This window comes from Enterobacter sp. CPE_E863 (genome assembly GCF_046521465.1).
GTDB lineage: Bacteria > Pseudomonadota > Gammaproteobacteria > Enterobacterales > Enterobacteriaceae > Enterobacter > Enterobacter adelaidei.
Genome location: NZ_JBKFZX010000001.1, coordinates 3,935,640 through 3,950,839 on the forward strand (window position 1 = coordinate 3,935,640; position 15,200 = coordinate 3,950,839).

General features: G+C 53.6%; 17 protein-coding genes. 12 read left to right on the top strand and 5 right to left on the bottom strand.

Annotation, left to right across the window (positions count from 1 at the left end; genetic code table 11):
* Positions 1–46: 46 nt before the first annotated feature.
* Together ACLHV8_RS19335 and uxaC are read right to left on the bottom strand one after the other, a co-directional pair.
* Positions 47–1,534 carry a UxaA family hydrolase gene (locus ACLHV8_RS19335; protein ID WP_410377011.1) on the bottom strand — a complete coding sequence of 496 codons (1,488 nt, stop codon included), beginning with the start codon at positions 1,532–1,534 and terminating at the stop codon, positions 47–49.
* A gap of 17 nt (positions 1,535–1,551) precedes the next feature.
* On the bottom strand, positions 1,552–2,964 hold the full coding sequence (uxaC, locus tag ACLHV8_RS19340) for a glucuronate isomerase (protein WP_208594154.1): 1,413 nt from the start codon (positions 2,962–2,964) through the stop codon (positions 1,552–1,554).
* 477 nt (positions 2,965–3,441) lie between these two features.
* On the opposite strand from uxaC, the gene ACLHV8_RS19345 reads away from it, so the two are divergent.
* The 11 genes from ACLHV8_RS19345 to ACLHV8_RS19395 all read left to right on the top strand — a co-directional run bounded on the left by ACLHV8_RS19345 (position 3,442) and on the right by ACLHV8_RS19395 (position 10,715).
* Positions 3,442–4,740, top strand: coding sequence for an MFS transporter (locus tag ACLHV8_RS19345; protein ID WP_028017103.1), 1,299 nt, complete (start codon positions 3,442–3,444; stop codon positions 4,738–4,740).
* 117 nt (positions 4,741–4,857) lie between these two features.
* On the top strand, positions 4,858–5,634 hold the full coding sequence (gene exuR, locus ACLHV8_RS19350; RefSeq protein ID WP_114978801.1) for a transcriptional regulator ExuR: 777 nt from the start codon (positions 4,858–4,860) through the stop codon (positions 5,632–5,634).
* 343 nt (positions 5,635–5,977) lie between these two features.
* Complete coding sequence (yqjA, locus tag ACLHV8_RS19355; RefSeq protein WP_028017101.1) at positions 5,978–6,640, top strand: DedA family general envelope maintenance protein YqjA; 663 nt, start codon at positions 5,978–5,980, stop codon at positions 6,638–6,640.
* 2 nt (positions 6,641–6,642) lie between these two features.
* A complete protein-coding gene (gene mzrA, locus ACLHV8_RS19360) occupies positions 6,643–7,026 on the top strand; it encodes an EnvZ/OmpR regulon moderator MzrA (protein ID WP_208594155.1) in 384 nt (127 codons plus the stop codon).
* A 143-nt stretch (positions 7,027–7,169) separates the two neighbouring features.
* Positions 7,170–7,538 (top strand): DUF1090 domain-containing protein, encoded by a 369-nt coding sequence (locus tag ACLHV8_RS19365; RefSeq protein WP_028017099.1) that lies wholly within the window; start codon positions 7,170–7,172, stop codon positions 7,536–7,538.
* 29 nt (positions 7,539–7,567) lie between these two features.
* Positions 7,568–7,873 (top strand): YqjD family protein, encoded by a 306-nt coding sequence (locus tag ACLHV8_RS19370; RefSeq protein ID WP_028017098.1) that lies wholly within the window; start codon positions 7,568–7,570, stop codon positions 7,871–7,873.
* Between the two features lie 2 nt (positions 7,874–7,875).
* Positions 7,876–8,274 carry a phage holin family protein gene (locus ACLHV8_RS19375; RefSeq protein WP_208594156.1) on the top strand — a complete coding sequence of 133 codons (399 nt, stop codon included), beginning with the start codon at positions 7,876–7,878 and terminating at the stop codon, positions 8,272–8,274.
* The gene (locus ACLHV8_RS19380; protein WP_108090513.1) at positions 8,271–8,567 is read left to right on the top strand and encodes a YqjK-like family protein; all 297 of its coding nucleotides are present in this window, start codon (positions 8,271–8,273) and stop codon (positions 8,565–8,567) included. Before ACLHV8_RS19375 ends, ACLHV8_RS19380 begins: the two co-directional genes overlap by 4 nt.
* A 221-nt stretch (positions 8,568–8,788) precedes the next feature.
* A complete protein-coding gene (locus ACLHV8_RS19385; protein ID WP_023309292.1) occupies positions 8,789–9,181 on the top strand; it encodes a DoxX family protein in 393 nt (130 codons plus the stop codon).
* A 74-nt stretch (positions 9,182–9,255) separates the two neighbouring features.
* Positions 9,256–10,242 carry a glutathione S-transferase family protein gene (locus tag ACLHV8_RS19390; RefSeq protein WP_208594157.1) on the top strand — a complete coding sequence of 329 codons (987 nt, stop codon included), beginning with the start codon at positions 9,256–9,258 and terminating at the stop codon, positions 10,240–10,242.
* A 107-nt stretch (positions 10,243–10,349) separates the two neighbouring features.
* Positions 10,350–10,715: a DUF805 domain-containing protein gene (locus ACLHV8_RS19395; RefSeq protein WP_028017093.1), complete on the top strand. Its 366-nt coding sequence runs from the start codon at positions 10,350–10,352 to the stop codon at positions 10,713–10,715.
* Between the two features lie 41 nt (positions 10,716–10,756).
* On the opposite strand, the gene ACLHV8_RS19400 is transcribed toward ACLHV8_RS19395, so the two are convergent.
* The gene (locus tag ACLHV8_RS19400) at positions 10,757–11,659 is read right to left on the bottom strand and encodes a LysR family transcriptional regulator (RefSeq protein WP_028017092.1); all 903 of its coding nucleotides are present in this window, start codon (positions 11,657–11,659) and stop codon (positions 10,757–10,759) included.
* A gap of 104 nt (positions 11,660–11,763) precedes the next feature.
* Here ACLHV8_RS19400 and ACLHV8_RS19405 point away from each other — a divergent pair, with 104 nt between their 5' ends.
* Complete coding sequence (locus ACLHV8_RS19405; RefSeq protein WP_028017091.1) at positions 11,764–12,465, top strand: pirin family protein; 702 nt, start codon at positions 11,764–11,766, stop codon at positions 12,463–12,465.
* A gap of 32 nt (positions 12,466–12,497) precedes the next feature.
* On the opposite strand, the gene ACLHV8_RS19410 is transcribed toward ACLHV8_RS19405, so the two are convergent.
* Entirely contained in the window at positions 12,498–13,802 is a 1,305-nt protein-coding gene (locus ACLHV8_RS19410; protein WP_208594158.1) for a serine dehydratase subunit alpha family protein, read from the bottom strand.
* A 20-nt stretch (positions 13,803–13,822) separates the two neighbouring features.
* Positions 13,823–15,154, bottom strand: coding sequence for a hypothetical protein (locus ACLHV8_RS19415; RefSeq protein ID WP_410377012.1), 1,332 nt, complete (start codon positions 15,152–15,154; stop codon positions 13,823–13,825).
* Positions 15,155–15,200: the final 46 nt, after the last annotated feature.

The window sequence follows — 15,200 nt, forward strand, 5'->3', positions numbered from 1 at the left end:
TCCCCGTGGGAGAGGGCCAGGGTGAGGGCACCAGCCCGCACTCTACTTACAGCGTCACACCACTCTTAAAGATCGCCAGCTCGCGGAAATCATTCTTCTCGTTGCAGGTCTGCTTGCCGTTGGCAAATTCTACGATTGTATCCACAAACTCCGTCAGCAATGACGACATCGCTTTGCCGTGAATGAGCTGACCGGCATCAAAGTCGATCCAGTGCTTTTTCTTTGCTGCCAGCTCGCTGTTGGTGGCGATTTTCACTGTTGGCACAAAACCACCGTATGGCGTACCTCGGCCCGTACTGAACAGCACCATATGACAGCCAGCCCCGGCCAGCGCACTGGTTGCCACGGCATCGTTACCCGGTGCACTCAGCAGGTTTAGGCCGTGCGTTTTCAGCCGCTCACCGTAACGCAGAACGTCCACCACCTGGCTGGCCCCCGCTTTCTGGGTGCAGCCGAGAGATTTTTCTTCCAGCGTGGTGATACCACCCGCTTTGTTACCCGGCGACGGGTTCTCATAAATCGGCTGGTTGTGGGCGATGAAGTACTGTTTAAAGTCATTCACCATGGTGACGGTTTTTTCAAACGTCTCTTCGTCACGGCAGTGGCTCATCAAAATACGTTCCGCACCGAACATTTCCGGCACTTCTGTCAGTACCGTCGTGCCGCCGTTGGCGATCACGTAATCCGAGAAGCGGCCCAGCATCGGATTAGCGGTGATACCAGACAGGCCATCAGACCCGCCGCACTCCAGACCAAACTTCAGCTCGCTCAACTTGCCCGGCTCGCGTTTGTCGTGGCGCATCACCTCATACAGCTGGTGGAGTTGCTCAATACCCGCTTCCACTTCGTCATCCTGGTGCTGGCATACCATAAAATGTACGCGCTCAGGGTCAAACACGCCCAGCGTCTCACGGAAGGCATCGACCTGATTGTTTTCGCACCCCAGACCGATCACCAGCACCGCACCGGCATTCGGATGGCGCACCATATTTTGCAGCATGGTGCGCGTGTTGATATGGTCGTCGCCGAGCTGTGAGCAGCCGTAAGTATGGCTGAATAGATGTACGCCATCGGTGCCTTCAGCATTATTGGTCTCTTTCAGAAAGCGGGTCTGAATTTGACGTGCAATCCCATTCACGCAACCGACGGTAGGGAGGATCCACAGCTCATTGCGGATCCCCACTTCACCACTGGTGCGACGGTAGATCTGCACTTCACGATCCGCCGCCTGACCCTCTTTCGCGGGTAAATCAGGTTGATAGCTGTACTCGTCCAGATCGCTCAGATTAGTACGGGTATTGTGAGAATGAATGTATTCACCCGGCACAATATCCGCGAGCGCATGACCAATCGGCAAACCATACTTCACCACGTTCTCCCCTTTAGCGATGGGGGTCAGGGCAAATTTATGTCCGCGTCCAATGGCCTGGCGTAACGTGACCGACTGATTATCAAAAGTGACTTTCGTCCCCTCGGTCAGATCTGCCAGCGCTACGGCAACGTTATCCAGCGAATGGATTTTGATGTATTGCATATCAACCTCAAACAGCCTTAGTTCAGTTCAATGGCGAAGTAGTCACGCGCATTGTTAAAGCAGATGTTTCTCACCATTTCACCCAGCAACTGGATATCTGCCGGCGCTTCGCCTGCGTGAACCCAGCGACCAATCATCTGGCACAGAATGCGGCGGAAATATTCATGACGGGTATAGGAGAGGAAGCTGCGGCTGTCGGTCAGCATGCCAACAAAGCGGCTTAACAGGCCAAGCTGCGCCAGCTGCGTCATCTGACGCTCCATGCCGTCTTTCTGGTCGTTGAACCACCAGCCGGAGCCGAACTGCATCTTGCCCGGCATCCCTTCCCCCTGGAAGTTGCCGACCATGGTGCCCAACACTTCGTTATCGCGCGGGTTCAGGCAGTAGAGAATGGTTTTTGGCAGCAGGTTTTGTTCGTTCTGCTTGCTCAGCAACTTAGACAGCTCTTCTGCCAGCGGACGATCGTTGATGGAGTCGAAGCCCACATCCGCGCCCAGCAGCTTGAACTGGCGCTGGTTATTATTACGCAGTGCACCAATGTGGTACTGCTGTACCCAGCCGCGACGGGCATATTCTGCGCCGAGGAATACCAGTACCGCCGTTTTGAACTGAGCAACCTGGTGTTCGTTCAGGGATTCACCGGACAAGCGACGTGCCAGGATGCTATCCAGCTCGGCTTCGTTTGATTCTGCAAACAGCACGACGTCCAGCGCGTGGTCAGAGACTTTACAGCCGTGCGCGGCAAAGTGGTCCAGACGTTTGGTCAGCGCGGTTTGCAGGTCTGCGAAACGACGAATGTCGGTATCAGAGACTTCCGCCAGCTTCGCCATGTAGTCGTTGAAGGTAGCCTGCTCGATGTTGAAGGCTTTATCCGGACGCCAGCTTGGCAGCACTTTGATATCAAACGCGGTGTCTTTGGCGATCGCGGCGTGGTGCTCCAGAGAGTCAATCGGATCGTCGGTCGTACCCACCATCTTCACATTCATCTGCTTCATGATACCGCGCGCAGAAAATTGCTCCTGCGCCAGCAGCGTGTTGCACTGATTCCAGATTTCATCCGCCGTTGTCGGGGAAAGCAGCTTACCCGTAATGCCAAATGGACGACGCAGTTCAAGGTGCGTCCAGTGATATAGCGGGTTGCCGATGGTATGCGGAACCGTCGCTGCCCATGCGTCAAACTTCTCACGGTCAGTCGCATCGCCAGTACACAGACGTTCAGCCACACCATTGGTACGCATCGCGCGCCATTTGTAGTGGTCACCTTTCAGCCAGATGTCATACAGATTTTTGAAACGGTAATTTTCGGCAACCTGCTGCGGGGGCAAATGGCAGTGGTAGTCGAAAATTGGCTGGTCTTTGGCGTAGTCGTGGTACAGGCGGCGGGCAAATTCAGTATCTAACAGAAAATCTTCGGTCATAAACGGCGTCATTATCGTCTTCCTCGTAACGGGAGCGTCAGAAAGCGTATGTTCATATGCTGCAAAGTTATCACACCAATTTCCATCAACCGAAGCTTTTTTCGTGAGTGAGATCAATAAACGTCAACAAATAAATTACCCCAAATGAAGTAAACCCCTCTCCAGGCCGCACCATAACTGGCTTTGCGCGCAACGGATAATGTCCCTACAAAGAATCATACATTTGTGATGTCACTCACCTTTTGAAGTTGTATGACAAGTTATCTTTTTCGCCGTCGCAAACACTCAGCCGACGGAATGCATTACCGATGTGAGGGGCATCGGGTTTAACGGTACGGATACCGACTTATGCACGCTTACTTATGGCAAGGTTCGGGCCGTTCCGGGACATTCTCCCGGTTACGCCCCTCCCGTTACACAACTGCTCCCGGAAACGGTTGAGACGTTGCCGTGCTCTGGCGCGGAAATAACATAACGATGAGGTTTTAGATGCGTAAAATTAAAGGGTTACGTTGGTATATGATCGCACTGGTGACGTTAGGCACCGTGCTGGGCTACCTGACGCGTAACACCGTGGCAGCTGCAGCGCCAACGTTGATGGAAGAGCTGCATATCTCCACGCAGCAATACTCCTACATCATTGCCGCCTATTCCGCGGCTTATACCATCATGCAGCCTGTTGCTGGCTATGTGCTGGATATTCTCGGTACCAAAATCGGTTATGCCTTCTTCGCTATCGCCTGGGCGGTGTTCTGCGGTGCAACCGCGCTAGCTGGCAGTTGGGGCGGTTTGGCAGTAGCGCGTGGTGCGGTCGGTGCGGCAGAAGCCGCGATGATCCCCGCTGGGCTGAAAGCCAGCTCCGAGTGGTTCCCGGCGAAAGAGCGTTCCATTGCAGTCGGTTACTTCAACGTGGGCTCGTCCATCGGTGCGATGATTGCGCCACCGCTGGTGGTGTGGGCTATCGTGATGCACAGCTGGCAAATGGCGTTCATCATTTCTGGCGTGCTGAGTTTTGCCTGGGCAATGGCGTGGCTGGTTTTCTATAAGCATCCGCGCGATCAGAAAAAACTGTCTGAAGAAGAGCGTGACTACATTATTGGTGGTCAGGAAGCGCAGCATCAGACCAACAACGGCAAAAAAATGTCTGTCTGGCAGATCCTGGGCACCCGTCAGTTCTGGGGTATCGCCCTGCCGCGTTTCCTGGCTGAACCGGCCTGGGGGACCTTTAACGCGTGGATCCCGCTGTTCATGTTCAAAGTCTACGGCTTTAACCTGAAAGAGATCGCGATGTTCGCCTGGATGCCGATGCTGTTTGCTGACCTGGGCTGTATCGTGGGGGGTTACCTGCCACCGCTGTTCCAGCGCTGGTTTGGCGTGAACCTGATTGTTTCCCGTAAAATGGTCGTGACCATGGGTGCGCTGCTGATGATTGGCCCGGGCATGATCGGTCTGTTCACCAGCCCATATGTGGCTATCGCCCTGCTGTGCATTGGTGGTTTTGCTCACCAGTCACTGTCCGGTGCGCTGATTACGCTTTCCTCTGACGTCTTCGGTCGTAACGAAGTCGCTACAGCAAACGGCCTGACCGGTATGGCAGCCTGGACCGCAAGTACGATGTTCGCACTGGTGGTGGGTGCGCTGGCAGATACCATCGGCTTCAGCCCGCTGTTCGCCGTACTGGCTATTTTCGACCTGATGGGTGCGGTGGTTATCTGGACGGTGCTGAAAAGTAAGTCAGCCGAGGAGCTGGCGAAAGAGTCCCTTGGGAATCCGGCAACACAAAGTTAGTAAAAAATCTCACATCAAAGAAGCCGCCTTCGGGCGGCTTTTTTCATGGCGAAATCTGGAGACTGGCACGTAAAAGTGGTATAACAAATCATCCGCCGTACCCTGCCTGGAGCGCATATGGAAATCACCGAACCACGTCGTTTATATCAGCAACTTGCTGCCGAGCTGAAAGATCGTATCGAGCAAGGTGTCTATCTTGTCGGTGATAAACTCCCCGCCGAGCGCTTCATTGCTGATGAAAAAAGCGTGAGCCGTACCGTTGTCCGCGAAGCGATTATCATGCTGGAAGTGGAAGGCTACGTTGAGGTACGCAAAGGCTCCGGCATTCACGTGATTTCTAATCAGCCGAAACACTCTCCGGTCGCAGACGAAAGTCTGGAGTTCGCCAGCTATGGTCCGTTTGAGCTGCTCCAGGCTCGCCAGCTGATCGAAAGCAATATTGCGGAATTTGCCGCGACGCAGGTGACCAAGCAGGACATCATGAAGTTGATGGAAATCCAGGAGAATGCCCGTAAGGAAAAATGTTTCCGGGATTCAGAGTGGGATCTGCAGTTCCACGTTCAGGTTGCCCTGGCAACTCAAAATACGGCGCTGGCGGCAATCGTTGAGAAAATGTGGACTCAGCGCGTTCACAACCCGTACTGGAAGAAACTTCACGACCATATTGATTCCCGCACTGTCGACAACTGGTGTGACGATCACGATCAAATCCTTAAGGCGCTGATTCGTAAAGACCCGCATGCCGCAAAACTGGCGATGTGGCAGCACCTGGAAAACACGAAGCTGATGCTGTTCAATGAAACCAGCGACGACTTTGAATTTAACGCTGACCGCTATCTTTTTGCCGATAATCCCGTCGTTCATCTCGATACTGCATCCAGTGGCGCAAAATAGATCGCCTTTTCGCTGGCAGGCGCTTCGTTGCGCCTTCCGGCTTCAGTGGGTAAGCAAAACATATATAGTGTCAGCCTTTGTAAATCCCCTCGCTCACTTCCTGGGCTTGCGCCAAAATCATCCCACCCCGCAAATTCTGTGACGCAGACCGTTGGGCTTTGTTACAATTGGATTCAATTCCTTATTTTGTAAGTTAGTGCTTGCTAACCAGCCAATTAACAGGGAACAGTGTTGGCCACACCGCAATGTGTCCGCGAGCGACCATAATGAAATCACAACAATGTCGCCGTGCTGTTTATCCCGGATAACAGGCGTGACGTTAACCGATTTCCAGGAACACTGAATGGAACTTTTGACCCAACTACTGCATGCCCTCTGGGCACAGGATTTTGAAACGCTGGCCAACCCTTCCATGATTGGCATGCTCTATTTTGTCTTGTTTATGATCCTGTTCCTTGAGAACGGTTTGCTGCCTGCCGCCTTTTTACCTGGTGACAGCTTGCTGGTGCTTGTCGGCGTGCTGTGCGCCAAAGGGGCAATGGCGTTTCCACAAACTATTTTACTCCTGACCGTCGCCGCAAGCCTCGGCTGCTGGGTGAGTTACATCCAGGGACGATGGCTGGGCAATACCAGGCTCGTGCAGAACTGGCTCTCTCATCTTCCTGCCCATTATCACCAGCGAGCGCACCACCTTTTCCATAAGCACGGGCTCTCCGCGCTGCTGATTGGCCGCTTTATCGCCTTTGTACGCACTCTGTTGCCAACCATTGCAGGTCTTTCCGGATTGAGCAGCACACGCTTCCAGTTCTTTAACTGGATGAGCGGTCTGCTATGGGTTCTGATCCTGACAACGCTGGGTTATGCTCTGGGTAAAACCCCCGTCTTCATGAAGTATGAAGATCAACTGATGTCGTGCCTGATGCTGCTGCCCGTTGTTCTGCTGGTCTTCGGTCTGATCGGTTCACTGGTTGTCCTGTGGAAGAAAAAATACGGAGCCAGGAGCTAACAATGGTTATCTCCGCGCTCTCCCTGCGTCGTTGTGCATACGCCCTGATCGCCCTGGTGCTTATTAGTGCCATGCTTCTGGTCTGGAGCGCGCTTTCGCATCAGGAGTCTACGCTGGCCATTCGTCCGGTCAATCAGGGTGCCAGTGTGCCAGACGGTTTTTCCGTCTGGCATCATCTGGATGCGAACGGGATCCGCTTCAAGAGCATCACACCGAAGGATGATGTTTTACTGATCACGTTTGATTCTCGTGCGCAAAGTGCCGCCGCAAAAGTGGTTCTCGACCGAACGCTGCCGCAAGGATATATCATTGCCCAGCAGGAAGATGACAGCCAGCATACAGCCTGGTTATCATTGATTCGTGATACGTCGCATCGGCTTGGATAATTTCCAGGATTCCGAATCTTTTCACTCACTTTGGTGAATCCCCCGTTTACTTACTATGCTTAAGTACGCGGAGCACCCCTCAAATGTACTCCGCATAACTTTGGATAGCGGCTTACGCCGCAACACAATGGAAGGTTTCGATAATGAAATTCCGCATGACTCTGGCTCTGGCCCTTTTTTCTTTAAGCACAGCATCCTTCGCAAACGCTCTCTGCCAGGAGAAAGAACAGGATATTCAGCGTGAGATCGGTTATGCCGAAAAGCATAACAATCACCATCGTGTTGAGGGTCTTAAAAAAGCGCTGAGCGAAGTGAAAGCGAACTGTTCAGACAGCAAGCTACGTGCCGATCACCAGAAAAAAATCGCTGAACAGAAGGACGAGATAGCCGAGCGCCGTCGCGACCTGCAGGAAGCGAAAGAGAAAGGGGATGCGGAAAAAATTGCTAAGCGCGAGAAGAAGTTGAAAGAAGCGCAGGATGACCTGAAAGCGCTGGAAGCTCGCGATTATTGAGTTAACGGAAATCTCAACAGGAGAAAATCATGTCAAAAGATACGACGTCTGAAAATCTGCGCGCTGAACTGAAATCCCTGGCCGACACTCTGGAAGAGGTGCTGAACTCCTCCGCCGATAAATCCAAGGAAGAAGTGAGCAAACTGCGTAGCAAAGCGGAACAAGCGCTGAAAGAGAGCCGCCATCGTCTGGGTGAAACGGGTGACGCGCTGGCGAAACAAACTCGCGAAGCCGCTGCTCGTGCTGATGAATATGTTCGGGATAATCCCTGGACGGGCGTAGGTATTGGTGCCGCGGTAGGTGTGGTGCTGGGTGTCCTGCTCACGCGTCGTTGATTATGGAAGATCCTCGTCACGCACAAGGGCCTGCTAAAAACGTCCTCGGCATCGGCCAGCGTATTTTAACTACGCTGGTCGGCATTGCCGAAACCCGCATCCGACTGGCCGTCGTTGAGCTGGAAGAGGAGAAAGCAAACCTCTTCCAGATGCTGCTGATGCTCGGACTGACCATGCTCTTCGCCGCGTTCGGCCTGATGAGCCTGATGGTACTCATCATCTGGGCCATTGACCCGCAGTATCGTCTTAACGCGATGATTGCCACCACCGTTGTCCTGCTGCTGGCAGCGTTGATTGGCGGGGTATGGACACTGCGTAAAGCACGCAAATCCACTTTCCTGCGTCATACGCGCCAGGAGCTGGCTAACGATCGCGCCCTGCTGGAGGATGACAAGCCGTGAGCGACAAAGCCGAACGCCAGAAACGTAAAGCATTTCTGTTAAGCCAGATCCAGCAGCAGAGGCTGGATCTGTCAGCCAGCCGCCGCGACTGGATCGAGGCAACGCGTCCGCTCGATCGTGGCTGGAATACCTTCCTGAACGTTCGTTCCTGGGCGCTGGTCGGCACCAGCATTATGGCTATCTGGGGCGTTCGTCACCCAAGTAAGCTCATTCGCTGGACACGTCGGGGCTTTGGAGTCTGGAGCGCCTGGCGTCTGGTGAAAGCAACGCTACGCCAGCAGCAGCTGCGGTAGCCTTCTCGCCGGGTGGCGGCTACGCTTTACCCGGCTTACCCGGCAAAATTTCGCCCCCTCCCCCTTACTCAATATCTTTGAAAAAGATTGACAGTTTTCCTTGCTAACAATTCCTACCCGCCCCGTTTATTATCCTCTCCATCGACAGCAACGCCGCGGTATCTACGCGGAATTGCAGACAAATAATGTTCAGCCGCTCATGTGGTTTCCTGGAGAATAAAATGAAAAAATTAGAAGATGTTGGTGTACTGGTCGCGCGTATTCTGATGCCAATTCTGTTCATCGTGGCAGGTTGGGGCAAAATCACCGGTTATGCGGGTACCCAGCAGTATATGGAAGCCATGGGCGTGCCGGGGTTCCTGCTGCCACTGACCATTTTGCTTGAGTTCGGCGGCGGTCTGGCAGTGCTGTTCGGCTTCCTGACCCGTACCACCGCGTTGTTTACCGCAGGCTTTACCGTGCTGACAGCGTTTATCTTCCACAGCAACTTTGCGGAAGGCGTGAACTCTCTGATGTTCATGAAAAACCTGACCATCGCGGGTGGCTTCCTGCTGCTGGCCGTCACTGGTCCGGGCGCATACAGCATCGACCGCGTTCTGAACAAGAAATGGTAAGCACACGCTATACTGAATGAACACAAAGCGAGGAGATATCTCCTCGCTTTTGCTATCTGACGGAGGAGAAAAAAATGGGACAACTCGTAGACGGCATCTGGCAGGATGTCTGGTATGACACCAAATCTACCGGAGGCCGCTTCAAGCGCTCAGTTTCCGCCTTCCGTAACTGGCTGACTGCCGATGGTGCCCCAGGCCCGAGCGGCGAAGGCGGTTTTGCGGCCGAGAAAGATCGTTACCATCTTTATGTTTCACTCGCCTGTCCGTGGGCGCACCGCACGCTGATTGTGCGCAAGCTTAAAGGCCTTGAGTCTTTAATTCCCGTTTCGGTGGTGAACCCGCTGATGCTGGAAAATGGCTGGACGTTTGACGCCGATTTCCCTGCAGCAACGGGGGACGATCTCTATCACCACGATTTCCTGTACCAACTGTATCTGCGTGCCGATCCGCACTACACCGGGCGCGTTACCGTTCCGGTATTGTGGGACAAGAAAAACCAGACAATCGTCAGCAATGAGTCTGCGGAGATTATCCGCATGTTCAACACCGCGTTTGATGCCCATGGCGCTCGCGCCGGAGATTATTACCCGGTAGAACTGCGTGAGAAAATTGATGAGCTGAACAGCTGGATTTACGACAACGTCAATAACGGTGTCTACAAGGCCGGTTTTGCCACCAGCCAGGAAGCGTATGACGAAGCGGTCGGGAAAGTGTTTGAATCGCTGGCACGTCTGGAACAACTGCTCGGTCAGCATCGCTACCTGACAGGCAACCAGCTGACGGAAACGGATATTCGTCTGTGGACTACCCTCGTGCGCTTTGATCCGGTGTATGTCACCCACTTTAAATGCGATAAGCACCGCATCAGCGACTACCTGAACCTGTATGGCTTCCTGCGTGACATTTACCAGACACCGGGTATTGCCGAAACGGTCGATTTTGACCATATTCGCACCCACTACTACCGCAGCCATAAGACCATCAACCCAACGGGCATTATCTCCATTGGCCCGTGGCAGGATCTGAATGAACCGCACGGTCGTGACGTTCGTTTCAGCTAAATATTAAGGGCATCAATTGATGCCCTTTTTTAATTCACAATCTCCATCTATCCTTATCTCGATCGCTTAGAAAACAAGTGATTGACCGATTACAGAGGCAGGGAAAAATGGACTGGTATTTAAAAGTACTGCGTAACTACATTGGATTTGGTGGCCGTGCGCGCCGTAAAGAGTACTGGATGTTCGTTCTGGTGAACTTCATCCTCATCCTGGTACTGGGGATTGTGGATAAAATTCTGGGTTGGGAGCGGGCAAGCGGGGAAGGTGTTCTCACCTCCATTTACGGCATATTTATTCTGTTGCCCTCCTGGGCCGTACAGTTCCGCCGACTACACGATACCGATCGTTCAGCGTGGTGGTTACTGCTGCTGTTGATCCCGGTTGTGGGCTGGATTGTCATTTTGATCTTCAACTGTCAGAGCGGCACGCCAGGCGAAAACCGCTTTGGTGCCGACCCTAAACTCAATGCCTGATTCAATGCCCGGTGGCGCTTGCGCTTACCGGGCCTACAGATCTATTTATTATAATGAGCGAAAAGCTTCGGGATTTCGCGTAAACACCATGATTTGGCTTCGCCCATGCTATCGCGACGCCACGCCATAATGATATCCACCTCGTGGCTATATTCCGGGCTGACAACGCGCAGCCGACCTTCTGCAATGTCTTTTTCGACAAACGGGTACGGCATGGTCGCCACGCCCAGGCCAGCCAGCAGCGCCTGCCGTTTATCTTCCAGTGAAGTCACCGTCAAACGAGGTTGTTTATCCAGCAGTTGCACCGTTAGCACCGGACGTTCACGTGCGGTATCCGCTACCGCCACGCCGCGATACTTCACGCGCGTCACTTCAGAGAGCGGCTCAGGCTCCTGATGGATCGGGTGATTGGGTGCAGCGACATAGACGTTCATCACGCTGTAGAGCTTGCGGGAGTTGATTTCCGACGAGGAACGGAAGTGCATGTCCGGGGCAATAACGATATCCGCCCTGCCCGTCTCCAGACGCTCCCAAGCACCTGCCAGTACCTCAGTAATGATCGACAGCTGGGTATTCGCCTTATCTGCGAGGCGGTCCACCAGCGGAAACAGTGCTTCAGTGGGGACCAGTGCTTCAGTGACCAGCGTCAGATGGGTTTCCCAGCCTCGTGCCAGTGCTTCGGCATCCGTCGTCAGCTTGTCCGCCGCTTCCAGCAGGACACGACCGCGCTCCAGCAGCATCCGCCCAACGTTGGTGAATTTTGTTCGATGACCGGAGCGGTCAAACAGCACCACGTCCAGCTCTTCCTCCAGCTTCTGCATGGTGTAGCTTAGCGCAGACGGAACGCGACCCAGTTCATCTGCCGCCGCCGCAAAACTGCCACGTCGGTCAATCGCGTCCATGACGCGAAGCGCCTCAAGCGTCAATGCTCTCTCTTTAGCCATCTCGTTCTCATTCAGGAAATTTGAACATACCCGGCAGAATATCTGGCTAACAATGAAGCGTCCATACCTTTACCATTGTTTTAGTGTAAAGAGAGGTCAAGTTTATGATTACGACAAGAACAGCTAAACAGTGCGGACAAGCCGATTTCGGTTGGCTGCAGGCCCGCTACACCTTTTCCTTTGGACACTACTTTGACCCGAAACTCCTCGGTTACGCTTCATTGCGCGTGTTAAATCAGGAAGTGCTCGCCCCGGGCGCCTCCTTCCAGCCGCGTACGTATCCGAAAGTCGATATCCTGAACCTGATCCTGGAAGGCGAGGCAGAATACCGCGATAGCGAGGGCAATCATGTCCAGGCAAAGGCTGGCGAAGCGTTGTTGATTTCCACGCAGCCAGGCATCAGCTACAGCGAGCATAACCTCAGCAAAGAGAAGACGCTGACCCGTATGCAACTCTGGCTCGATGCCTGTCCGGAGCGGGAAAATCCACCGGTACAGAAGGTTGACCTGACGGGCGATAAGCAGCAGCTGATTGCCTCCCCGGACGGTAGTAAAGGCAGCCTGCAACTGCGTCAGCAGGTATGGCTGCATCACATTGAACTGAAGAAAGGCGAACAGGCAAGCTTCCAGCTGCATGGCCCGCGCGCCTATCTGCAGTCAATTCACGGCACGGTGCATGCGGTGACGCACACGGAAGAGAAAGAAGCGCTCACCTGTGGTGACGGGGCGTTTATTCGTGATGAAGCGAATATCACGCTGGTTGCTGATACACCACTGCGCGCGCTGTTGATTGATTTGCCAGTGTAATATATTCCCCCTCTGAAGAGAGGGGGGAAAATTCACGACACTTTGCTCGCCATAATCTCAATAATTTGCTGATCCGTTGCCTGCATTGAGCGGCACGCCAGCGCGCACAAGTTCACTATTGACTGCTCTACATCGTGCGCCACGATCCCTTCATTTCCCGTCACAGCAGAATCATCCAGCGCCATCATCACCGCTTTCCAGCTACTTGCCACGCTGGTAGAAACCTTCATGGCGCAGCTGTTAGACGCCCCATCGCAGATCATCCCGCTGACGTCACCGATCATACTGCCAATCGCCATTGAGATAGTCTGGTAGCTTCCGCCCAACAGCCAGGCCATTCCTGCCGCAGCCCCCATCGCTGCCGTGGTAGCCGCACACAGTGCCGACAAACGTGGAAGCTGGGAATGAATGTAGATTGCCGAAAGATGTGACAACATCAGGGCTCGTGCGAGTCGTTCGTCATCAGCCTGAACGTGTTCAGCGACGACCACTACCGGCAGGGTAGCAGTGATCCCCTGATTCCCGGATCCTGAATTGCTCATCGCAGGTAGCGTCGCACCGCCCATCCTGGCGTCGGATGCCGCGCTGGTGCGGATAACAATGTCCGACCCCAGATCCTGCGCCATCCACCCACGCGAGCGCTGTTTATTGAGTGTTGCGCCAATGTGCAGCCCCCACTTCCCGCTGAGCCCTTCACGGGAGAGGGCATCATTCAACTTTCCGGCCTCCAGGATAAAACGGATAGCCTCAAACGGAACGTGTTCTACAAACTCAAGGATCTGCGACAGCGTAGTGTTTGACAGCACCGCCAGCGGATCGTCACTCACTTCGCCTTGCCGATCGTCAAGCGCAAAGCGCGTTGTCCCCTGGCAAACCACCTCCACTACTCGCGTATGTCCACCAGCGATAGTCACCATTGCCGAGGAATTCCCGGCGTAAACGCAGGCTCTGGAGTAAAGAATTTCATCGCACGGCGCCTGCAGTTTCACCTGCACCTGACCTGCATCCAGCAGAGCTTTAGCACGTGACAGCGCATCGGCAGTGACATCTTTCAACACCTCCAGCCCGGCCTGCGCGTTGCCGCCAATGGCCCCCAGCGCCGCCGCAATGGGTAACCCGACCATGCCGGTGCCCGGCACCGTCACGCCAAGCCCGTTTTTCATCAGATTCGGTGATACCCACGCCTCAATCTGCGTGACGTCACCCGGCAGATACGCCGCAGCAATCGCGCAGGCCAGCGCCAGAGACACCGGTTCGGTACACCCAAGTGCAGGTTTAACTTCTTCCTGCACCGTGCGAATAAATTGCTTCCATAAAGTTTGAGTTTGCTCAGACATCGTTACGACCTTATTTACCCTCAGGAGAATGCGAGGAAAGGAGAAACACAAAGCAGCAACCCGGTGATGACAATGATCACCAGCGATACGCCTTTATATTTGTGCAGCGCCGGGACTTTGTAGACCAGCCATGCAGGGATTAGGCAGCCCACCATGCCGAAGATGGGGCTACAAATAGAGGTGAAACTCAGCACCGGCGCGTTTAATACAATTGCGCTCCAGGCCAGCAGGATAGCGAACAGCATAATGCCGCGCTGAACGTGGTTTTCATTGATTTTTTCTGCCGGTATTTTGCGGCGCAGGATGTTCATCACGATACCCTGCGTAGCCTCGCGAAAGCCGAGATAGACCCCGAAGAATGCGGTCATTACGGCAAAGATATTCAGGATCACGCTGACAATCTTGACCCAGCCTGCACCATCACCACTGATAAACTGCGCCGCGATCGCCAGGGCAGAAATATTCTGTTCGTAAGCTTTTACCGCCTCATCGTGGCCCATTGCCAGCGTGAAGGAGACAGCATAGAAAAAGACCGTCACAAACAGCACGCCAAAAGCAATATTCATTGCCCGTAATGCTTTGTGCCGCGCCACTTCAACCGATTTTTCCCGTGAACGATAGGAGATGACCATCGGACTTAAGGTCTGAATAAAGAGAATCGACGTTAATGTAAAAGGCAGCGTAATAATGGCGTTTTTAATCAGCAGGCCCATTGGAGGCAGCATGCCGACATTGGCTAAATGCCAAAGACCCATCATTGACAGCCCCAGCGCGGCAACCACGAATAATTTGGTCAGCACCATCAGGCTGGATACTTTAAACAGCAGTTGTTCACCGCGCGACGAAATGGCAACCAGAATGCAGATCAGGAATAAACCATAGAACGGGTTTTCCGAAAGCAGAGTGTCTGTGACACCAAAGGTATGTAAATACGAGGCGCTGTCGTTGGTGATGGCCGTGGAATAGACAAACATCCAGATCACCAGCATCACGAAATAGAGCGCGCCTAATAAGATGCCCCAATTTTTACCTAAATAACCGCTAATGACGCTCGGGTAATCTTTGCATTCCGGGGATTCGGCCAGCGTATTAATAAACAGACGCTGGAACAGATACATGGCCGGATAACCAATAATCGAGGAAAGTAAAAAGACCCACAGCCCCATTAATCCTACCTGTACCGGGAGAAAAACAATCCCCGCTCCGATAGCCATCCCGATACTCATGATGACCCAACCTGTGTCGGTGCTGTCGAATTTAATCGCCTCTTGCCATTCGCTTTCACGCATTCCCGCCCGTCTTGCCGCCGGGGAATCATTCACAATCACACTGCTGTTTGTTGCCGTATCCATTGGGCACTCGCTTATTTTGTAGGGTAAACAGTTGTTTTTATAGGAT